Genomic DNA, 19826 nt, shown 5'->3' with positions numbered 1-19826 from the left:
GCAGCCCCCGGGTCAGTCCTCGTCGGGGAGGATCATGTTCAGGGCCCACGAGACGATGCTGATGACCAGGCCACCGAGGAACGCCGCCCAGAAGCCCTCGACGTGGAAGTCCAGGTCGAGCTTGCCGGAGATCCAGGAGGTCAGCAGCAGCATCAGGGCGTTGACGACCAGCGTGAACAAGCCGAGCGTCAACACGAGCAGCGGCAGCGACAGCAGCTTCACCAGCGGCTTCACCAGCCAGTTCACCACGCCGAAGACCAGGGCGACGAGGATCAGGGTGAGGGCCCTGTGGCCGGTGTCGTCACCGGTGAGCGTGATGTTGCCCACGAGCCAGATGGCCACCAGCAGGGCTCCGGCGTTCGCGAGCGTCTTGACGACGAAGTTCATCATGGCTGAGATCGTCGCAGAAGTGATCCCGCAGGCACAGTGGTGAGAGGGAGCGGCCAAGTGAAGGTGTTCCGGCTGGACGACCTGGAGGCCGAGCGGGCCGCCAACGAGGGCGCGTACCTCAGCTTCCTGCGCGAGCGGAACATGTCCGCCGGGCTCTACGCCCTCCGGGCCGGCGAGCTCGACCCGCAGAAACCGCACGCCCAGGACGAGATCTACCTGGTCGTGAGCGGCCGGGCGCTGATCACCGTGGGGGAGGAGACGACCCACGTCGCGCGCGGCAGCGTGGTCTACGTCCCGGCCGGGGCGCCGCACCGCTTCCACCACGTCACCGAGGACCTGAAGGTGCTGGTGGTCTTCTCGCCCCCCGAGGCCTGAGCGCCGCCGCCCCCGGTTTCCCGTAGGGGAAGGGTCAGGGACGGATGGGGACCGCGGGGCCTCCGCACGGGGCCGTCGCGGCCCTAGCCTGGGAGCGGAAGGACGACAAGGAGGAGGAAACGGTGAAGCTCTTCGAGGGCCTGCCCTGGTGGGTCAAGTGGGTCGCGGTGCCGGTGATCGCGATCGTGGTCTTCGGCGGCATGATCGCCAGCGCGATCGGGTTCCTGTTCTGGCTGCTGTTCAAGGTGCTGGTGTTCGTGGCGCTGGTCGGCGGCCTGGTGTACGTGGTCAAGAAGTTCACCTCGTCCTCGTCCGACTCCCGCGACAAGTGGTGACCCCATGGGGCCCGGTGGCCGGGCCCCACGGGAGGCGCGCCGCTCAGTCCTGGAGCCGGACGCGCTCGGGGCCCCGCGGCGCCGTACCGTTCGATGGGGCGTCGCCGCCGGCGCCGGTCGCGCCGTTCATCTGGGCGAGCAGCTGACGGGCCAGGCCCAGGCCCGTCCCGCCCATGGTGAGCGCCTTGGCGAACATCTCCGACATCCCGTCGGCGCCGTTGAGCAGCACCATGTGGTCGACGTTGCCGAAGGCCTCGGCGCCCGCCCGGACGATCTCCGGCCAGTTCTCGGCCAGCTGCTGGGCGACGACCGCCTCCTGGTTCTCCGCCAGGGCCGCGGCCCGCGCCTTGATCGCCTCGGCCTCCGCCAGGCCCCTGGCCTTCGCGGACTCGGCCTCCGCCAGACCCCGCGCCTGCGTCGCGGCGGCCTCCGCCTCACCCGTGGCCCGGGTGGCCGCGGCGGTCGCCTCACCGCTGACCCGCGTCTGCTCCGCCTGCGCGGCAGCGGCCGTCTTGACCCGGTTCGCCTCGGCGGCGGCGGCCAGTTCGGTCTCGCGGGCCTTCGCCTCGGCCGCCGAGATGCGGGCGTCGCGCTCGGCCTCGGCCAGCGTCCGCTTCTCGTACGCGGAGGCGTCCGCCGGCTTGCGGACGTCCGCCTGCAACTGCTGCTCGCGCCGCTGCGCCTCCAGCTCCGCGACCCGGGTCTCCTGCACGACGACCTCCTGCCGGGCCGCCGCCTCCGCGAGCGGGCCCGCCTGCCGGGAGGACGCGGTGGCCTTGTCCCGCTCGGCCATGTAACCGGCTTGCAGGATCTGGCTGTCCCGGGTCGCCTCGGCCATGCGGGCGGCGGCCTGCTGCTCGGCCTCGGTCGCCAGCCGGTCCGCCTCCGCCTGCGCGATGCGGGCGTCGCGCTGGACGGCCGCGGCGTGCGGCGCGGCCAGGTTGTTGATGTAGCCGGTCGGGTCGACGATCTCGTGGATCTGCAGCGAGTCGATGATCAGGCCGAGCTTCTCCATCTCCGAGCCCGACGCGGCCCGGGTCTCGGCGGTGAGCCGCTCCCGGTCCCGGATCATCTGCTCCACCGTCAGCCCGCCCACGATGGACCGCAGATGACCCGCGAAGACGTTGTGCACCCGCTCGGGCATGAACTTCTGCTGGTCCAGGAAACGCCGCGCGGCGTTGGCGATCGACACCATGTCGTCGCCGACCTTGAAGATGACCACGCCGTGCACCTTCAGCGGGATGCCCTGCTGGGTGACGCAGTCCACGTTCAGCTCGGCCTCGTTGAGGTCGAGCGAGAGCCTGCGCACCGCCTGGACGCCGGGCAGGACCAGGGTCCCGCGTCCCGTGACGATGCGGAACCCCATCCCCTCCCCCACCCCGTCCGTACGGTGCTTGGAACCGGAGATCACCAGTGCCTCGTTGGGCTCGGCGACCCGCCACATGAGCCGGAACAGGCCGACCAGAATGATGATCGCGACGAGCGCCCCGCCCGCCGCAACGCCGATCAGCATCGGCATACGCCCCCTTACGGATGGCCCCGGTCGGGGCCGCGTACGGGAGTGTGCGCCTGTGGTTGACGGCACGGTAGGTCCTGGCGGATCCTTGTCGCTTTCTTGACGTGGAGCGGAGCGCTCCGCTCAGCCGTACGCGGGCGCCACGTACACGGTGCGCGGCGGCAGGTGTTCCACGACCACCACGACCGTGCCCTTCTCGATGCGCTCCCCCTCCGTCGCCGGGTAGGCCAGGAACGCCTCCGCACCACCCCGGACGGGCACGATCACCTCACCGACCAGCCCCGGCCCGACCGTTCCGGTCACCCGGCCCTGCAGTCCCACCACGTCCCCCGCCCCCCTGCCATCACTTGGCGCGGCGCCGGTGCCCGCGACCGGAGCCCACGGGAACAGTGTCGCCGCTGCCGCGGTCCGCCGACACCACCAGGACGGCCAGCGCGGTCGTCAGCGGCACCGCCACCACCAGGCCGATGCTGCCCACCAGGGTCCGCACGATCTCCTCGGCGACCAGCTCGCTGCCCGCCACCGCCAGCACCCCGCGCTCCGCGATGGAGAAGAGCAGCAGCAACGGCAGCGCCGCGCCCGCGTAGGCCAGCACCAGGGTGTTGACGACCGAGGCGATGTGGTCCCGCCCGATCCGCATCGCCGCCGAGTACAGCCGCCGCCGGCTCGCCGCCGGGTCGGCCTCGCGCAGCTCCCACACCGCCGAGGTCTGGGTGACCGTCACGTCGTCCAGGACGCCCAGCGAACCGATGATGATGCCGGCCAGCAGCAGGCCGCGGATCTCGATGTCCGGGTACAGGGAGTGGATCAGCCCCGTCTCGTCGGAGGTGTTGCCGCTGAGCAGCGCCCAGTCGATGAACACCGAACCCAGGACGCCGATCAGCAGCAGCGAGCAGAGCGTGCCCAGGACCGCCACCGAGGTGCGGGCGTTGAGGCCGTGGCACATGTAGAGCGCGATCAGCATGATGGCGCTGCCGCCGATCACCGCCACCAGCAGCGGATTGCTGCCGTGCAGGATCGCCGGGAGGATGAACTGCGTCAGCACCGCGAAGCTGATGACCAGCGCCACCAGCGCCAGTACCCCGCGCAGCCGGCCGACCACGACCACCACCAGGGCGAAGATCCCGGCAAGCAGCCACAACGGGAAGGCCCGGTCGACGTCGGTCACCGAGTACTGCAGTTCGCGCGGCGCCTGCGGCGCGTACGCCAGCAGCACCTTCTGGCCCTCGGTGTAGTGCCGCGTCTGGGTCGGCTGCACGATCTCGGTGAAGGTACGGCCCGCGTCCTTGCCCGAGGTGACCTCGATGGTCGCGCGTTCGCAGATCGCCGGACCGGACGGCGCCTGCGCCGGCCCGGGGGAGGGCTCGGCGCCGGCGCCCGGTTCCGCGTTGACGTCGGCGCACTTGACGTCCTCGACCTTCACCACCCGCCCGGACTGCGTCTGCTGGTCGAAGCCGACACCGGTGCGCGCGTGCTCCGGCACACCGCCCGGCCACAGGACGACCAGACCGGCCACGACGGCGGCGACGAACGGGATCAGCACCGCGGCGATGATCTTGCGCAGGTGCCGGGAGACCGGCGGTACCGGGCCGTGGGCGTGGCCGTGACCGTGGGCGTGTGCGTGCGGCTGTTGGGAGTCCACGACCCGATCATCGCAACACCCTCTGGTGTGCGTCAGCGAGGACCCGCTAGCGTTGAGGCACCTTTGCAAACGCGGGAGCTCGGAGCACCGGGCTGAGAGGGCGCTGACCGGCCGAAGGGCCGCAGCTGCGCCGACCGCTGAACCTGTTACCGGGTAATGCCGGCGTAGGGAGTGGGTCTCATGACCATGCAGGATGCACGCGCGCGCGAAATCGGCTGGCACAAGGGCTACGTGACCGGGTCCCGCCCGGACATCGCGGTCCCCGTCCGCCGGGTGCACCTGACCAACGGCCGGGACGTGACGCTGTACGACACGTCCGGCCCGTACACCGACCCGAACGTGACCACCGACGTCCGCCGCGGCCTCCCGCCGCTGCGGGAGAACTGGATCGTCGCCCGCGGCGACACCGAGGAGTACCCCGGCCGCCCCGTCCGCCCCGAGGACGACGGCCTCAAGCACACCTCACCGCGCGGCGGCCTGCGCAACCTGGACGCCGTCTTCCCCGGCCGCCCCCGCCTGCCCCGGCGCGGCCGTCCCGGAGAACCGGTCACCCAGCTCGCGTACGCGCGGCGGGGCGAGATCACCCCGGAGATGGAGTACGTCGCCCTCCGCGAGGGCGTCTCCCCCGAGGTCGTCCGCGAGGAGATCGCGGCGGGACGCGCCGTCCTGCCGGCGAACGTCAACCACCCGGAGATCGAGCCGATGGTCATCGGCAAGCGGTTCCTGGTGAAGGTCAACGCCAACATCGGCAACTCGGCCGTCACCTCCTCCATCGAGGAGGAGGTCGACAAGATGACCTGGGCCACCCGCTGGGGCGCCGACACGGTCATGGACCTGTCCACCGGCCGCAACATCCACACCACGCGCGAATGGGTGCTGCGCAACTCCCCCGTGCCGATCGGGACCGTCCCCCTCTACCAGGCCCTGGAGAAGGTGGACGGCAAGGCCGAGGAGCTGACCTGGGAGATCTACAAGGACACCGTCATCGAGCAGGCCGAGCAGGGCGTCGACTACATGACGGTCCACGCCGGCGTGCTGCTGCGCTACGTCCCGCTGACCGCCCGCCGCAAGACGGGCATCGTCTCCCGCGGCGGGTCGATCATGGCGGCCTGGTGCCTGGCCCACCACAAGGAGAGTTTCCTCTACGAGAACTTCGAGGAGCTCTGCGAGATCCTCGCCGCCTACGACGTCACCTACTCCCTGGGCGACGGCCTGCGCCCCGGGTCCATCGCGGACGCCAACGACGAGGCCCAGTTCGCCGAGTTGCGCACGCTCGGCGAACTCAACTCCGTGGCCAAGCGGCACGGCGTGCAGACCATGATCGAGGGGCCGGGGCACGTCCCCATGCACAAGATCAAGGAGAACATCGACCTCCAGCAGGAGATCTGCGAGGAGGCGCCGTTCTACACCCTCGGCCCGCTCACCACCGACATCGCGCCCGCGTACGACCACATCACCTCCGGCATCGGCGCCGCGATGATCGCCTGGTGGGGCACGGCCATGCTCTGCTACGTCACCCCCAAGGAGCACCTGGGCCTGCCCGACCGCGACGACGTCAAGACCGGCGTCATCACCTACAAGATCGCCGCCCACGCCGCCGACCTGGCCAAGGGCCACCCCGGCGCCCAGGACTGGGACGACGCGCTCTCCGACGCCCGCTTCGAGTTCCGCTGGGAGGACCAGTTCAACCTGGCCCTCGACCCGGACACCGCACGGGCCTTCCACGACGAGACGCTCCCGGCGGAACCGGCCAAGACCGCGCACTTCTGCTCCATGTGCGGGCCGAAGTTCTGTTCGATGAAGATCTCCCAGGACATCCGCCGCCAACACGGCGGCACCGCGGAGGAGATCGAGGCGGGCATGGCGGAGAAGTCCCGCGAGTTCGCGGCCTCCGGCAACCGGGTGTACCTGCCGCTGGCGGACTGAGCCGGGGTGTTCCGGCGGCCCGCCCATCACGGGCCGCCGGAGCCACCGGTACGCCGGTCACCCATGGGCGGTGTCCGGGCCCAGGAACAGGCGTGCCAGGCGGGGCAGGCGGCGGTGCATCTCGGCGGCGTCGTCGAAGTCGAAGTCCTCGCCCATGTCGGGCTCGGAGGGCGTGCCCGTACCGGCGGGGCGGTGGGCGGCCCAGGCGGTCCAGAAGGAGTCCCGGTCGCCCGTGAGCCGCTCGAACGCCTGGGCGGCCACGTAGTTCATGTCCTCGTCGAAGAGGGCGTGGTCGTCCCCGTTCCGGGCGGCCGCGACCACGGTGGGGTGACCGGCCAGGCTGTCCGGCTGGGCGGCGACGCGGTCGTACCACTCACGGCCCTGGGCGATGACCCCGGCGCGGAAGTCGATGAAGGAGTCGTCGGAGCAACCGCCGCCCACCAGGTAGGCGGCGGCCCAGACGTCCCAGCGGTACAGGGCGTCGTGCACTGCGTCGAAGCGTTCCGCGTAGCCGAGGACCTCCCGGGCCGGGAACTCGGTGAGCAGGCCGGCCAGCACCTCGTCGACGGGCTCGCCGCCTGTCGCCGCGGTGGAGCGGGCGGATTCGATCAGGGACCAGAACCGGTCGATGTCCATGGTCCGTACTGTGGCACCGGGGTACGACAGCGCCTCGGCGCGGCGGGTCAGTCCGGGCCGTGGTCCGGGCCGCCGAAGTCGGGGCTGGAGAAGTCGGGGCTGGTGAAGTCGGGGCTGGTGAAGCGGTCGCCGGGTTCGGGGGAGGACTCGTGGCCGGGGCTGGAGAAGTCCGGGCGGGAGTAACCGAGCCGCGGCATCCGGGGGTTGGCGCCGCCGGTGGTCGCGGTGGGGGCGGTGGGGGCCGCGTCGGCCGCCTTGGCGAGGGCGTCGTCGAGGAAGGGCTGCAGCCCCCGCTCCACCAGCGCCCGGCGCCACACCTCGCGGGCGAGCGCGACGTCGCGGGGCTCGTCGCCCGGAGGGTCGTGGAGGGCGGTCGAGCCGTTGCGCAGCGCGGTGAGCAGCAGCCCGACCATCCCGATGACGATGCCGCAGACGGCGACGGCCGCGAAGAGCCAGCCGGCCTGCCGCAGCGGCGAGGCGATCGCCGGCTCGGGGTGCCCGAAGCGCAGGGCGTACCCGAGCACGAGGAAGATGACGGCGGCCGTGCCCGCCAGGATCGGTGTGAGCACGGCGACGACGGCGAACAGCCCGGCGCCGGATCCGTCCGCGGCGACCGGGGCCGCCGCGGCGGCGTAGCCGAGGCCCGGCACGGCCGCGGTGCGTGCCTCGCGGCGTTGTTCCGCGAAGGCCTCGCGGACCTTGACGAACTGCTCGTACTCGGGCGCGGCGCAGCCCGAGATGGACTCGGCCGCGTTGAGCGCCATGGTGCGCAACTGCTCGGCGTTCAGGCGGTTCCGCGTGCCGGCGAGGGCGGCCCGCGTTCCCTCCGAGTGCAGAGCCGTGTCGAGGGCTCGCTCGAACTCCGGGCGGTCCTCGGTCAGCAGGTGTGGAGCGCTGTTCATGTGCATCCCCCGATGCTCCGTCTCCGGTTCCTCCCGGGGTTCACGAAGGACGAAGGTCCGGTCCGGCTGGGCGGAAGCGGAGGAGAAGCTGCCTACGGATATCCCGATGGTAGAGCGCGGAGGTGACGCGGTGACAGAGTGTTTCCGGAAAATGGGGGTTTCGGGGTCTACAACGGCAGCTGTGCGACCAGGAGTTTGCCGTCCATGGTCACCCCGCCGTCCATGGCCACCGCCAGGTCCTCCGCGTACACGTGCGGTCCCTCGACGACCGCGGAGCGGTCCGGCTGTTCGGTGCCGGGCTCGGCCCCCGGTTCGCCGAGCAGGTACGGGATGGGGCTGTGGCCGTGGACGACGCGGTGGCCGCCGTAGGTGTCCAGCAGTTCGCGGGCGGCCTGCGGCCCTGCGTCGCCGCGGAAGGCGAAGCGCCGGGTGAACTTGCGGAACAGCTCCCAGCACTCGTCGGCGTCGCCGCGCTGCAGGATGCCGGTGACGGCGTCGTTCATCGCGTCGATGGTGGTGCCGTACTCCAGGTACGCGGTCGTGTCGGAGTGCAGCAGCAGGTGGCCGTCGGTGAGGGCGGCGGCGTCCAGCCGGGACATCCAGGCGACGTGGTGGTCCTGCAGCCGCTCCATGTCGGTGGTCTGGCCGCCGTTGAGGCGCCAGGCGGCCAGGAAGGAGGCGGTGCCCGCGACGGAGTTCACGGGGGTGTCGCCGAAGCGGTGGGCGCCGAGCAGCAGCAGCTCGTGGTTGCCCATGAGGGCCCTGGCGTAGCCGCCGGCCGCGGCGGCCTCCGCGGACAGCTGCATGACCAGCTCGATCACGCCGATGCCGTCGGGGCCGCGGTCGGTGAAGTCGCCGAGGAACCACAGGCGGGCGTTGCCGGCCGCCCAGTGGCCCTCGGAGTCGATCAGCCCGGTCGCGTACAGGGCCTCGCACAGCCGGTCCAGGTAGCCGTGGACGTCGCCGACCACGTAGAGCGGGCCCAGCGCCTGCGTGTCGGCCACCGTGACCACCGGGAGGTCGCGCTGCGTGGGCGTGTACTCCGGCGGCATCATCTGCTCGTCGATCATGGTCGGTTCGTGCCCGGCCGGATGTCCCGGTGGGGCCCCGACGGCATCGGCGGGGTGCGCCGACGGCGTCATGGGCGCACCGTGCGCCACTGCCTCCGCGGGGTCCTGAGACCAGCCGTACGAGGTACCGGGCATGGGTCCCTGACCTGCCCCCTGAGTCATCGACCCCTCCACCGTCGCGCCACCATCCGCCCATCATAGGAATGACGATGTCGTGGCGTGACACACCTGCTGATAGCGATTTCATCCGGTGCGGACAAATCCCCCCGGGGCGGGCCGTTCTCGCCCCGGAAGCGTCCGTTCCTATTCTCCCGCGGGCCCGCGGGGCGGGCTGACGGTGGTGCGCGGCGAGCGTCGCTGCGAGGAGGTGCGGACGATCAGGTCGGTCGGCATGACCTGCTGCACGGGGCGTCCCGCGTCCACCCCCTCGATGGCGTCGATGAGCAGCTGGACGACGGCGGTGCCGATCCGGCCCGGTTTGAGGGAGAGCGTGGTGATCGGGGGCTCGGTCGTCGCGTAGACCGTGCTCTCGCTGCAGCAGACCAGCAGGAGGTCGTCGGGTACGCGCAGCCCGTAGCGGCGGGCGGCGGCGAGCAGGTCGGTGCCGTTGGGGTCGAAGAGGCCGTAGACCGCGTCGGGGCGGTCGGGCCGGGCGAGCAGGCGGTCCGCGGCGACGGCGCCCGCGCACGGGTCGTGGGCGGGGTAGGCCTCGACGACGGGTTCCTGGCCGATCCGCTCGCACCAGTCGAGGTAGGCGGTGGTGGACAGCCGGGTGTAGGTGTCGGTGCTGGTGCCGGTGAGCAGGCCGATCCTGCGGGCGCCGGCCTCGGCGAGGTGTTCCAGGATGCCGAGCACGGCGGCCTCGTGGTCGTTGTCGACCCAGGCCTGGACGGGCAGGCTGCCGGTCGGGCGGCCGTCGCTGACCACGGGGATGCCCTGCCGCACCAGTTCGGTGACCATCGGGTCGTGGTCGGAGGGGTCGATCACGACCGTGCCGTCCAGTGCGACGTTGCTCCACACGTCGTGCCGGGAGGAGGCCGGCAGGATGACCAGGGCGTAGCCGCGGGCGAGCGCGGCGGAGGTGGCGGCCCGGGCCATCTCGGCGAAGTAGGCGAACTCCGTGAAGGTGAAGGGCTCTTCCCCGTACGTCGTGACGGTCAGGCCGATCAGCCCCGAGCGCCCGGTGCGCAGCGTGCGGGCGGCGGCGGAGGGGCGGTACCCCAGCCGGTCGGCGACCTCACGGACGTGACGGCGGGTGGCGTCGGGCAGTCGGCCCTTGCCGTTGAGCGCGTCGGAGACGGTGGTGATCGATACCCCGGCCGCGGCGGCCACGTCCCTGATGCCGGCCCGCTCCAGCCGGCGTCCGACGGGCCGGCTCGCCTGGTGCTTCCCTGCTGCTGTCATGGCGTGGTGATAGTAGGGGTCGGGTGGTCCGTTCGCGGGGTGCCGGACAGGGCGTTGACAGATACGTTTCCCCGCCCGCGGTCCCGGGTGCGGCAGGGAAAGCGCAGGTGACGGTGGGTGTCTACCGCGGGTTACGGCTCCGTCGCGGAGCGGGGCCGGGTCCGTGCCCCGCGCTGCGCGCGGCCATCAACTCACCCCTACGAGGGATGCGCGCCACCGCGTGCGCCACCGGCGCGCAGGGTGCGGCACCACCTGCTCCGTTCGCCGTGAGCCCCTGCCTCACGCCCGTGTGCCGCAAGGCCTCCCCCGGCCGGGCGGGCGCTCGTATGGTGTGGGGCATGAGCCCCAAACTGCGCCGCGAACTGGACGGCATCCCCACGTACAAGCCGGGCAGACCCCCGGCCGTGGAAGAGGGAGTGACGGCTTACAAGCTGTCCTCCAACGAGAACCCCTACGCGCCGCTGCCGGGTGTCCTGGAGGCGGCCACCGCCGCCGCGGAGAACTTCAACCGCTACCCGGACATGGCGTGCACGGCCCTCCACGCCGAGCTGGCGCACCGCTTCGGCGTGCCGGTGGAGCACATCGCGACGGGCACCGGCTCGGTCGGTGTCGCGCAGCAGTTGCTGCAGTCGACCGCGGGACCGGGCGACGAGGTCGTCTACGCCTGGCGGTCCTTCGAGGCCTATCCGATCATCACGCAGATCAGCGGGGCGGCCTCGGTGCGGGTGCCGCTGGACGCGGACGACGTCCACGACCTGGACGCGATGGCCGAGGCGATCACCGACCGGACGCGGCTGGTCTTCGTCTGCAACCCCAACAACCCCACCGGCACGGTGGTGCGCCGGGCCGCGCTGGAGCGCTTCCTGGACCGGGTCCCGCAGGACGTGCTGGTCGTGCTGGACGAGGCGTACAAGGAGTTCATCCGCGACCCCGAGGTCCCGGACGGCGTCGAGGTCTACCGCGACCGCCCCAACGTGGCGGTGCTGCGCACCTTCTCCAAGGCGTACGGGCTCGCCGGACTGCGCGTGGGGTTCGGGATCGCGCACGAGCCGGTCGCCGCGGCGCTGCGCAAGACGGCCGTCCCCTTCGGCGTGAGCCAGCTCGCCCAGGACGCGGCGGTGGCCTCGCTGCGCGCGGAGGCGGCGCTGCTGGAGCGGGTGGAGGCGCTGGTCACCGAGCGGACCCGGGTGTTCGACGGGCTGACCGCGCAGGGCTGGACGGTGCCGGAGACGCACGCCAACTTCGTGTGGCTGCGGCTGGGGGAGCGCACGACCGACTTCGCCGCGGCCTGCGAGCGGGCCGGCGTCACCGTCCGTCCGTTCGCGGGGGAGGGCGTGCGGATCACGGTCGGCGAGGAGCCCGCCAACGACGTCCTGCTCCGTACCGCGGAGGCCTTCCGGAAGGAGCTGTGACCGTCCCGGCGCAGTGTTCCGGGTGCCGCCGGGTGTCGTAGGACGCCCCTTTTCGCCCCCTCCCACCCCCCGGTGTGAGGGGGCGAAAACGTGTGCGGCATACTGAGCTTGTGAATGCGTTCACTTTCACAAGCTCGATGTAAGGAGGCGTGACGTGGACCTGGCACTGGACTCCGTGGCCGTCGCGCGATGGCAATTCGGCATCACGACCGTCTACCACTACCTCTTCGTCCCCCTCACGATCTCCCTCGCCGCGCTGACCGCGGGCCTCCAGACGGCCTGGGTGCGCACGGGCAAGGAGAAGTACCTCCGGGCGACCAAGTTCTGGGGCAAGCTCTTCCTGATCAACATCGCCATGGGCGTGGCCACCGGCCTGGTCCAGGAGTTCCAGTTCGGCATGAACTGGTCGGACTACTCGCGCTTCGTCGGCGACGTGTTCGGCGCCCCGCTCGCCTTCGAGTCGCTGATCGCCTTCTTCTTCGAGTCCACCTTCATCGGCCTGTGGATCTTCGGCTGGGACAAGCTCCCGCAGAAGCTCCACCTGGCCTGCATCTGGCTGGTCTCGCTGGGCACGATCCTGTCCGCGTACTTCATCCTCGCCGCGAACTCCTGGATGCAGCACCCGGTCGGCTACCGCTACAACAAGGTCACCGGCCGCGCGGAGCTCACCGACTTCTGGGCGGTGCTCAGCCAGAACACCACCCTCGTCGTGGTCTTCCACACGCTCGCCGCGGCCTTCCTGACCGGCGCCGCGTTCATGATCGGCATATCGGCCTACCACCTGGCCCGCCGCAAGCACGTCGCCGTCATGCGGACCTCGCTGCGCCTCGCCCTGGTCACCGCCGTCGTCGCCGGCCTGCTCACCGCGATCAGCGGCGACCGGCTGGGCAAGGTCATGTACGAGCAGCAGCCCATGAAGATGGCCGCCGCCGAGGCCCTGTGGGACGGCGAGTCCCCGGCCCCCTTCTCGATCTTCGCCTACGGCGACGTCGAGGAGGGCCACAACACCGTGGCCGTCGAGGTCCCCGGCCTGCTGTCCTTCCTCGCCCACGACGACTTCGACTCGTACGTCCCCGGCATCAACGACGTCAACAAGGCCGAACAGGAGAAGTACGGCCCCGGCGACTACCGGCCCAACATCCCGGTCGCCTACTGGGGCTTCCGCTGGATGATCGGCTTCGGCATGACCTCCTTCGCGGTCGGCCTGGCGGGACTGTGGCTCACCCGCCGCAGGTTCTGGCTCGCCGAGGACCGGCGCACCGCCGACGACGAGCCGCCGCACCTGATGCTCACCAGGAACGCCGCCCTCTCCCCGGCGCTGTCCCGCTGGTACTGGCGGATCGGGCTGCTCACCATGGGCTTCCCGCTGATCGCCAACTCCTGGGGCTGGATCTTCACCGAGAACGGCCGCCAGCCGTGGGTGGTGTACGGGCTGCTGCGCACCGAGGACGCGGTCTCCCCCGGTGTCTCCACCGCCGAGATGCTGACCTCGCTGATCGTCCTCACCACGCTCTACGCCGTCCTCGCCGTCGTCGAGGTGAAGCTGCTGGTCAAGTACGCCAAGGCCGGGCCACCCGAGCTCACCGAGGCGGACCTGAACCCCCCCACGAAGATCGGCGGCGACGCCGACGCCGACCGCCCGATGGCCTTCTCGTACTAGGGAGAGACGGCATGCACCTCCACGACGTCTGGTTCGTCCTCATCGCGGTCCTGTGGACCGGCTACTTCTTCCTCGAGGGCTTCGACTTCGGCATCGGCGTCCTCACCCGGCTGCTCGCCCGCGACCGGCCCGAGCGGCGGGTGCTGATCAACACCATCGGCCCGGTCTGGGACGGCAACGAGGTCTGGCTGATCACCGCCGGCGGCGCCACCTTCGCTGCCTTCCCCGAGTGGTACGCCACCCTCTTCTCCGGCTTCTACCTGCCGCTGCTGGTGATCCTGCTCTGCCTGATCATCCGGGTCGTCGCCTTCGAGTACCGCGCCAAGCGCCCGTCCGAACGCTGGCAGACGGCCTGGGAGCAGGCCATCTTCTGGACCTCCCTGCTCCCCGCGTTCCTCTGGGGCGTGGCGTTCGCCAACATCGTGCACGGGGTGGAGATCGACGCCTCCGGCGAGTACACCGGCGGGGTCCGGGAGCTGTTCGGCCCCTACGCCCTGCTCGGCGGGCTCGTGACGCTCAGCCTCTTCACCTTCCACGGCGCGGTCTTCGCGGCACTGAAGACCCTCGGCGACATCCGCGCCCGCGCCCGCCGCTTCGCCACCCGGGCCGGAGCGCTCACCGCGGTGCTCGCACTCGCCTTCCTGGCCTGGACGCAGGGGCACGGCGGCGACGCCTGGAGCCTGGCGGCCGCGGCGGTCGCCGTCCTCGCGCTGCTCGCCGCGGTGGGAGCCAACCTGCGGGGCCGCGAGGGCTGGGCCTTCGCCTTCTCCGGGGTCACCGTCGTCGCCGCGGTGGCGATGCTCTTCCTGGTGCTCTTCCCGGACGTCATGCCCTCCACGCTCGACCCGGCGTGGAGCCTGACGGTGGAGAACGCCTCCTCGACCCCGTACACGCTGAAGATCATGACCTGGTGCGCCGCGATCGCGGCCCCGCTGGTCGTGCTCTACCAGGCCTGGACGTACTGGGTGTTCCGCAAGCGGATCGGCACCCAGCACATCGCCGAAGCGCACTGAGGAGCTGTTTCACGTGAAACCCGTCGACCCCCGGCTGCTGAGGTACGCCCGCGCGACCCGTGTGTTCCTCGCCGTCTCCGTCCTGCTCGGGCTGGCCGGCGCGGGCCTGGTCATCGCGCAGGCGATGATCGTCGCGGAGATCGTCGTCGGGGGCTTCGAGGACGGTCTCGACGCCGGGGCGCTGCGCACCCCGCTGCTGCTGCTCGCCGGCGTCGCGGCCGGCCGGGCGGCCGTCTCCTGGCTCACCGAGCTGTGCGCGCACCGCGCCTCCGCCGCAGTCAAGTCCCAGCTGCGCACACGCCTGCTGGAGCACGTCACCGCCCTGGGCCCGGCGGGGCTCACCGAGCGGCGGACCGGCGAGCTCACCACGCTCGCCACCCGGGGCGTCGACGCCCTCGACGGCTACTTCGCCCGCTACCTGCCCCAACTGGGCCTGGCCGTCGTGGTGCCCGCCGCGGTCCTCGCCCGCATCGTCACCGAGGACTGGATCTCGGCGCTCACCATCGCCCTGACCCTCCCCCTCATCCCGGTCTTCATGGTCCTCATCGGCTGGGCCACCCAGGCCCGCATGGACCGTCAGTGGCAGCTGCTCGCCCGGCTGTCCGGCCACTTCCTCGACGTCGTCGCGGGCCTGCCCACCCTCAAGGTCTTCGGCCGGGCCAAGGCCCAGGCCGAGTCCATCCGCGCCATCACCGCCGACCACCGGCGCGCCACGATGCGGACGCTGCGCATCACCTTCCTCTCCTCCTTCGCCCTGGAACTGCTCTCCACCATCTCCGTCGCCCTGGTCGCCGTCGGCGTCGGCATGCGGCTGGTCCACGGCGAACTCGACCTCTACACCGGGCTGGTCATCCTCGTCCTGGCACCCGAGGCGTACCTCCCGCTGCGCCAGGTGGGAGCGCACTACCACGCGGCCGCCGAGGGGCTCTCCGCCGCCGACGAGGTCTTCGCCGTTCTGGAGACCGCGCCGCCCCGCCGCGGCACGACCCCGGCCCCCGACCTGCGGACCGCCGTCCTCGAACTGGACGGGGTCGCGGTCGAGGGCCGCCTCGGCCCGGTCTCCCTGCGGGTCTCCCCCGGCGAGACGATCGCCCTCACCGGCCCCAGCGGGATCGGCAAGAGCACCCTGCTCTCCGTGCTGCTGGGCTTCACCGAGCCGACCGCGGGACGGGTGCTGGCCGACGGCACCGACCTCGCCGCCCACGACCCGGCCGGCTGGCACCGGCAGATCGCCTGGGTCCCCCAGCGGCCGCACCTGTTCGCCGGCACCATCGCCGACAACGTACGGCTGGCCCGGCCGGACGCGTGCCCGGCCGAAGTCCGCGCCGCGCTCCTGGACGCCGGCGCCCCCGACCTCGACCCGGCGACGGCCGTCGGCGAGGGCGGGGCCGGGCTCTCCGCCGGGCAGCGCCAACGCGTCGCCCTGGCCCGGGCGTTCCTCGCCGACCGCCCGCTGCTGCTGCTCGACGAGCCCACCGCGGCCCTGGACGGCGAGACCGAGGCGGCCGTCGTCGACGCCGTCCGGCGGCTCGCGGCCGGCCGCACGGTGCTCCTCGTCGTCCACCGCCCCGCGCTGCTCGCCGTGGCGGACCGCACGCTACGGTTCGACGGCCCCCCGCAGCGTGCAGTACCGGCCGTCGCGGAGCGCCCCGTCCGGGCCGCGGCACCCGCGCCCGAACCCCTCGGCGCAGGCCTCGCCGTCGCCCCCGCCGCGTCCGTCCCCTCCGCCGCCCCGCTGACCCGGGTGCGCCGGACCGCCTCGCCCCTGCGGCCGCGGTTCGCGCTCGCGCTGCTGCTCGGCGCCCTCGCCCTGCTGAGCGCCGTCGGCCTGATGGCGACCTCGGCCTGGCTGATATCCCGGGCCTCCCAGCAACCGCCGGTGCTGTACCTGATGGTCGCGGTCACCGCGACCCGGGCCTTCGGCATCGGCCGGGCGGTCTTCCGCTACGCCGAGCGCCTGGTCTCGCACGACGCCGTCTTCCGCGCCCTCGCCGACCTCAGGGTCGCGGTGTACGGCCGGCTGGAGCGGCTCGCCCCCGCCGCGCTGCGCGACGCCCGGCGTGGCGACCTGCTCTCCCGCCTGGTCGCCGACGTGGACGGCCTCCAGGACTACTTCCTGCGCTGGCTGCTCCCGGCCGGTGCCGCCGCGCTCACCGGAACCGCGACGGCCGGGTTCACCGCGTGGCTGCTGCCCGGGGCCGGAGCGGCCCTGGCGGTGGGCCTGCTCACGGCCGGCGTGGCCGTACCGGCCGCCTCCGCGGCGCTCGCCCGGCGTGCCGAGCGCGCCCTCGCCCCCGCCCGCGGCGAACTCGCGGCCCAGGTGGCCGAGGTGCTCACCGGCACCGCGGAGCTGACGGTCACCGGGGCACTGCCCGGACGCCGCGCCCGGGCGGCCGGGGCGGACCGCGTGCTCACCCGGATCGCGGCCCGCTCCGCGTCCGGCGCGGCCCTCGGCGCCGGACTCGGCGCCCTGGTCAGCGGACTCACCGTCACCGTCTGCGCCTGGGCGGGCGTACGGGCGGTGGCCGCCGGCGAACTGTCCGGGGTGGCGCTCGCGGTCGTGGTGCTGACCCCGCTCGCGGCCTTCGAGGCGGTGGCGGCCCTGCCGCTCGCGGCGCAGTACCGGCAGCGCAGCGGGCAGGCGGCGCGGCGCGTGTACGACGTGCTCGACACCCCCGCGCCCGTACGGGAGCCCGAGCACCCGGCCCCCGCGCCGGCCGGGCCCCACCCCCTGGTGCTGCGCGGGCTCACCGCCCGCCACCCGGGGCAGCCCCGGCCCGCGCTGGACGGCGTCGGCCTGGAACTGACGCCCGGACGGCGGATCGCCGTCGTCGGTCCCTCCGGATCGGGCAAGACGACTCTCGCCCATGTGCTGCTGCGCTTCCTGGACGTCGAGGAGGGCACGTACACCCTCGCGGGCACCGACGCCACGGCCCTCGACGGCGACGCCGTGCGCCGTATGGTCGGCCTGTGCGCCCAGGACGCGCACGCCTTCGACAGCACGGTCCGGGAGAACCTGCGCCTGGCCCGCCCCGGAGCGGACGACGCGCGGCTGCGCGAGGCGCTCGCCGCCGCCCGGCTCGACCTGGACCTCGACCTCCCGGTCGGCGAGCACGGCACGCGCCTGTCCGGCGGCCAGCGCCAGCGGCTGGCGCTGGCCCGCGCGCTGCTCGCCGACTTCCCCGTGCTGGTGCTCGACGAGCCCGCCGAACACCTCGACCTGGCCACCGCCGACGCCCTGACCGCCGATCTGCTGGCCGCGACCACGGGCCGGACGACCGTGCTGATCACCCATCGCCTCACCGGTCTGGAGGAGGTCGACGAGATCCTCGTCCTCGACCGCGGCCGGATCGTCCAGCGCGGGACGCACCGTGCGCTGGCCGCGGCCGACGGCCCGTTCCGCCGGGGCCTGGAGCGCGAGCGCGCGGCCGACGCACTGGGCGCGCCGGAGCCGGAGTCGATCACGGCGTAGGACGCGGCACCGTCCTAGGCTCGCCGTATGGCAGAACCACTGGCCAGACTGCTGGACGCCGTCGGCTCGGTCACCACCGCGCTGCTGGCCGACGAACAACCGGGCGACGAGCAACCGGGCGACGACGCGCTCGACGTCGTCGCCGAGCAGGCCCGCGCGCTCGTGGGGGCCGACGCGGGGCTGCTTCTGCTGCCGACCGTCGAGGGCGGCCTCGAGGTGGTCGCGGTCTCGGCCGAACAGCCCGCGGGCCTGGTCGGCACGGTGCTCGAGGCGAACAGCCCGCCCGTGGTGCCGCTGATGGCGGGCGAGCCGGTGTTCGTGGAGGACGCGTCGACCGACGAACGGATGGCCTCGGCGATCGCCCCCCGCTTCGGCGCCTGCATGATGCTGCCGCTGCAGAGCAGCGGCCACGTGATGGGCGCGCTCGCGCTGCCCAGGACCCACGGCGCGCCGGGCTTCACCGAGGACGAGCGCTTCGTGGCCACCCAGTTCGCCGCGCAGGCGGCGCTGGCCCTGCTGATCGCCGACGCCCAGCGCGACCGCAACCGGCTGGCCGTCTACGAGGAGCGTGACCGGATCGCCCGCGACCTGCACGACCTGGTCATCCAGCGGCTCTTCGCGACGGGCCTGATGCTCCAGGGGGCCCGGCGCAAGGCGCTGCCGCCCGACGCCGAGGAGGGCATCGCGCACGCGGTCGAGGAGCTGGACGCCACCATCCAGGAGGTACGGACGGCGATCTTCGCGCTGCAGCAGGAGCCGCGGGACGACGCACCGTCGGGACTGCGCGCCCAGGTGCTCCGCGAGACCGGCTCCGCCGCCCGCGGCCTGGGCTTCCCGCCCTCCGTCCGCTTCGTCGGTCCCGTCGACCACCGGGTCGGCGCGCTCAGCGCCCGCAACCTCGTGGCGGCGCTGCGCGAGGCGCTGTCCAACGTGCAGCGGCACGCCGACGCCACCTGGGTGGAGGTGGTGCTCGACGCCACCGCCGTCCTCGCCGACGGCCGCGAGGGGGTGCGGCTCATCGTCTCCGACGACGGCGTCGGCATCCCCGAGACCGGGCGACGCAGCGGCCTGCGCAACCTCGCCCGCCGCGCGGAGTCGCTGGGCGGCGAGTCCACCTTCGGGCCGGGGCCGGACGGCAAGGGCACCACGCTGGCCTGGGAGGCGCCGTTGTGAGCCGTACGGCCGGCGTCAGCGGGCGGCGAGGATCCGCTCGATGACGCGGGCCACGCCGTCCTCCTCGTTCGCCCCGGTGCGGTGCGTCGTGGCGGCCAGCACGTCGGGGTGGGCGTTGGCGACGGCGTAGGAGGTGCCCGCCCACGACAGCATGGCGAGGTCGTTGGGCATGTCCCCGAAGGCCACCACCTCCTCGGCGGAGATGCCGAGGTCCGCGCAGCAGCGCGCGAGCGTCGTCGCCTTGCTGACGCCCGTGCCGCTGATCTCCAGCAGCGCCGAGGCGCTGGACCGGGTGATCTCGGCGTGCTCCCCGGCCACCGCCCGTGCGGTGCGCAGGAAGACGTCCGGGTCGATGGAGGGGTGCTTGGCCAGCAGCTTCAGCACGGGCTGGCCCTGCCGCGCGGTGTCCAGCAGCTCCTCCACGGGGGCGACCACCGCGTCGGGGGCGGGCGCGTACGGCGGGTACTCCGGCTCGTACGCGAAACCGCCGGTCAGCTCGACGGCGAAGGTCGTGCCGGGGACGGCGGTGCGCAGGGCCGCGACGACCGCGAGGGCGTCCCGCGGGTCGAGGGGGTAGGCCGCCAGCAGCCGCCTGCCGCGGTGCAGGTCGTAGACGGCGGCGCCGTTGGCGCAGATCGCCATGCCGTGGCCGGCGGTGTGCGCGGCGACGACGTCCATCCACCGCGCGGGACGCCCGGTGACGAAGAAGACCTCGATGCCCGCGGCCTCCGCGTCCGCCAGCGCGGCGATCGTCCGGGCCGAGACGGTCTTGTCGTCGCGCAGCAGCGTGCCGTCCAGGTCGGTGGCGATCAGCCGCGGCGCGGGGGCCGCGAGGGTGGCGTCCGGGGTCCGGGGATGCTGGGTGGCTGAGGTCACCGACCCATGGTCCCCCATGTGCCT

At 72.8% G+C, this 19826-nt stretch carries 17 protein-coding genes; 8 read left to right on the top strand and 9 right to left on the bottom strand.

Annotated elements, in window-relative coordinates:
• Positions 1-12: 12 nt before the first annotated feature.
• Positions 13-390, bottom strand: a complete 378-nt coding sequence (locus ACFZAU_RS09785; protein ID WP_500551731.1) for a phage holin family protein — start codon at positions 388-390, stop codon at positions 13-15.
• Between the two features lie 57 nt (positions 391-447).
• On the opposite strand from ACFZAU_RS09785, the gene ACFZAU_RS09780 reads away from it, so the two are divergent.
• Together ACFZAU_RS09780 and ACFZAU_RS09775 are read left to right on the top strand one after the other, a co-directional pair.
• Positions 448-765 carry a cupin domain-containing protein gene (locus ACFZAU_RS09780; protein WP_018558185.1) on the top strand — a complete coding sequence of 106 codons (318 nt, stop codon included), beginning with the start codon at positions 448-450 and terminating at the stop codon, positions 763-765.
• 122 nt (positions 766-887) lie between these two features.
• On the top strand, positions 888-1100 hold the full coding sequence (locus tag ACFZAU_RS09775) for a DUF5326 family protein (RefSeq protein WP_018558186.1): 213 nt from the start codon (positions 888-890) through the stop codon (positions 1098-1100).
• A 43-nt stretch (positions 1101-1143) separates the two neighbouring features.
• Here ACFZAU_RS09775 and ACFZAU_RS09770 read toward each other — a convergent pair whose 3' ends face one another.
• The 3 genes from ACFZAU_RS09770 to ACFZAU_RS09760 all read right to left on the bottom strand — a co-directional run bounded on the left by ACFZAU_RS09770 (position 1144) and on the right by ACFZAU_RS09760 (position 4258).
• Positions 1144-2619 carry a flotillin family protein gene (locus ACFZAU_RS09770; protein ID WP_500551730.1) on the bottom strand — a complete coding sequence of 492 codons (1476 nt, stop codon included), beginning with the start codon at positions 2617-2619 and terminating at the stop codon, positions 1144-1146.
• A 120-nt stretch (positions 2620-2739) separates the two neighbouring features.
• The gene (locus ACFZAU_RS09765; protein ID WP_499604689.1) at positions 2740-2940 is read right to left on the bottom strand and encodes an NfeD C-terminal domain-containing protein; all 201 of its coding nucleotides are present in this window, start codon (positions 2938-2940) and stop codon (positions 2740-2742) included.
• Between the two features lie 19 nt (positions 2941-2959).
• Entirely contained in the window at positions 2960-4258 is a 1299-nt protein-coding gene (locus ACFZAU_RS09760) for a YibE/F family protein (RefSeq protein ID WP_500551729.1), read from the bottom strand.
• Positions 4259-4438: 180 nt separating this feature from the next.
• On the opposite strand from ACFZAU_RS09760, the gene thiC reads away from it, so the two are divergent.
• Positions 4439-6184, top strand: a complete 1746-nt coding sequence (thiC, locus tag ACFZAU_RS09755; RefSeq protein ID WP_499604692.1) for a phosphomethylpyrimidine synthase ThiC — start codon at positions 4439-4441, stop codon at positions 6182-6184.
• A 57-nt stretch (positions 6185-6241) separates the two neighbouring features.
• Here the strand turns inward: thiC and ACFZAU_RS09750 are convergent, their stop codons facing one another.
• From ACFZAU_RS09750 to ACFZAU_RS09735, 4 genes are all read right to left on the bottom strand, one after another.
• A complete protein-coding gene (locus ACFZAU_RS09750) occupies positions 6242-6820 on the bottom strand; it encodes a DUF4240 domain-containing protein (protein WP_500551728.1) in 579 nt (192 codons plus the stop codon).
• Between the two features lie 47 nt (positions 6821-6867).
• Positions 6868-7728: a hypothetical protein gene (locus ACFZAU_RS09745; RefSeq protein WP_500551727.1), complete on the bottom strand. Its 861-nt coding sequence runs from the start codon at positions 7726-7728 to the stop codon at positions 6868-6870.
• Positions 7729-7889: 161 nt separating this feature from the next.
• On the bottom strand, positions 7890-8927 hold the full coding sequence (locus ACFZAU_RS09740; RefSeq protein WP_499604698.1) for a metallophosphoesterase: 1038 nt from the start codon (positions 8925-8927) through the stop codon (positions 7890-7892).
• A gap of 168 nt (positions 8928-9095) precedes the next feature.
• On the bottom strand, positions 9096-10196 hold the full coding sequence (locus ACFZAU_RS09735) for a LacI family DNA-binding transcriptional regulator (RefSeq protein WP_499604699.1): 1101 nt from the start codon (positions 10194-10196) through the stop codon (positions 9096-9098).
• A gap of 338 nt (positions 10197-10534) precedes the next feature.
• On the opposite strand from ACFZAU_RS09735, the gene hisC reads away from it, so the two are divergent.
• The 5 genes from hisC (at position 10535) to ACFZAU_RS09710 (ending at position 18926) form a co-directional block, all read left to right on the top strand.
• The gene (gene hisC / locus ACFZAU_RS09730) at positions 10535-11608 is read left to right on the top strand and encodes a histidinol-phosphate transaminase (RefSeq protein ID WP_500551726.1); all 1074 of its coding nucleotides are present in this window, start codon (positions 10535-10537) and stop codon (positions 11606-11608) included.
• A gap of 154 nt (positions 11609-11762) precedes the next feature.
• Complete coding sequence (locus ACFZAU_RS09725; RefSeq protein ID WP_500551725.1) at positions 11763-13268, top strand: cytochrome ubiquinol oxidase subunit I; 1506 nt, start codon at positions 11763-11765, stop codon at positions 13266-13268.
• An 11-nt stretch (positions 13269-13279) separates the two neighbouring features.
• Positions 13280-14281: a cytochrome d ubiquinol oxidase subunit II gene (gene cydB / locus ACFZAU_RS09720; protein ID WP_500551724.1), complete on the top strand. Its 1002-nt coding sequence runs from the start codon at positions 13280-13282 to the stop codon at positions 14279-14281.
• A gap of 13 nt (positions 14282-14294) precedes the next feature.
• Positions 14295-17753 carry a thiol reductant ABC exporter subunit CydD gene (gene cydD, locus ACFZAU_RS09715; protein WP_500551723.1) on the top strand — a complete coding sequence of 1153 codons (3459 nt, stop codon included), beginning with the start codon at positions 14295-14297 and terminating at the stop codon, positions 17751-17753.
• 27 nt (positions 17754-17780) lie between these two features.
• Positions 17781-18926, top strand: a complete 1146-nt coding sequence (locus tag ACFZAU_RS09710; RefSeq protein ID WP_500551722.1) for a GAF domain-containing sensor histidine kinase — start codon at positions 17781-17783, stop codon at positions 18924-18926.
• 15 nt (positions 18927-18941) lie between these two features.
• Here ACFZAU_RS09710 and ACFZAU_RS09705 read toward each other — a convergent pair whose 3' ends face one another.
• A complete protein-coding gene (locus ACFZAU_RS09705; RefSeq protein ID WP_500551721.1) occupies positions 18942-19802 on the bottom strand; it encodes an HAD family hydrolase in 861 nt (286 codons plus the stop codon).
• Positions 19803-19826 lie beyond the last annotated feature (24 nt).

The sequence above is a fragment of the Streptomyces sp. NPDC008238 genome, assembly GCF_042956445.1.
Lineage (GTDB): Bacteria > Actinomycetota > Actinomycetes > Streptomycetales > Streptomycetaceae > Actinacidiphila.
This window is presented reverse-complemented; position numbering and strand designations above follow the sequence as displayed.

Coding starts and splice junctions, on each gene's coding strand:
- hisC (WP_500551726.1), top strand. CDS start 10,535: ATGAGCCCCAAACTGCGCCGCGAACTGGACGGCATCCCCACGTACAAG.
- ACFZAU_RS09770 (WP_500551730.1), bottom strand. CDS start 2,619: ATGCCGATGCTGATCGGCGTTGCGGCGGGCGGGGCGCTCGTCGCGATC.
- thiC (WP_499604692.1), top strand. CDS start 4,439: ATGACCATGCAGGATGCACGCGCGCGCGAAATCGGCTGGCACAAGGGC.
- ACFZAU_RS09745 (WP_500551727.1), bottom strand. CDS start 7,728: ATGCACATGAACAGCGCTCCACACCTGCTGACCGAGGACCGCCCGGAG.
- ACFZAU_RS09740 (WP_499604698.1), bottom strand. CDS start 8,927: ATGCCCGGTACCTCGTACGGCTGGTCTCAGGACCCCGCGGAGGCAGTG.
- ACFZAU_RS09735 (WP_499604699.1), bottom strand. CDS start 10,196: ATGACAGCAGCAGGGAAGCACCAGGCGAGCCGGCCCGTCGGACGCCGG.
- ACFZAU_RS09785 (WP_500551731.1), bottom strand. CDS start 390: ATGATGAACTTCGTCGTCAAGACGCTCGCGAACGCCGGAGCCCTGCTG.
- ACFZAU_RS09710 (WP_500551722.1), top strand. CDS start 17,781: ATGGCAGAACCACTGGCCAGACTGCTGGACGCCGTCGGCTCGGTCACC.
- cydB (WP_500551724.1), top strand. CDS start 13,280: ATGCACCTCCACGACGTCTGGTTCGTCCTCATCGCGGTCCTGTGGACC.
- ACFZAU_RS09750 (WP_500551728.1), bottom strand. CDS start 6,820: ATGGACATCGACCGGTTCTGGTCCCTGATCGAATCCGCCCGCTCCACC.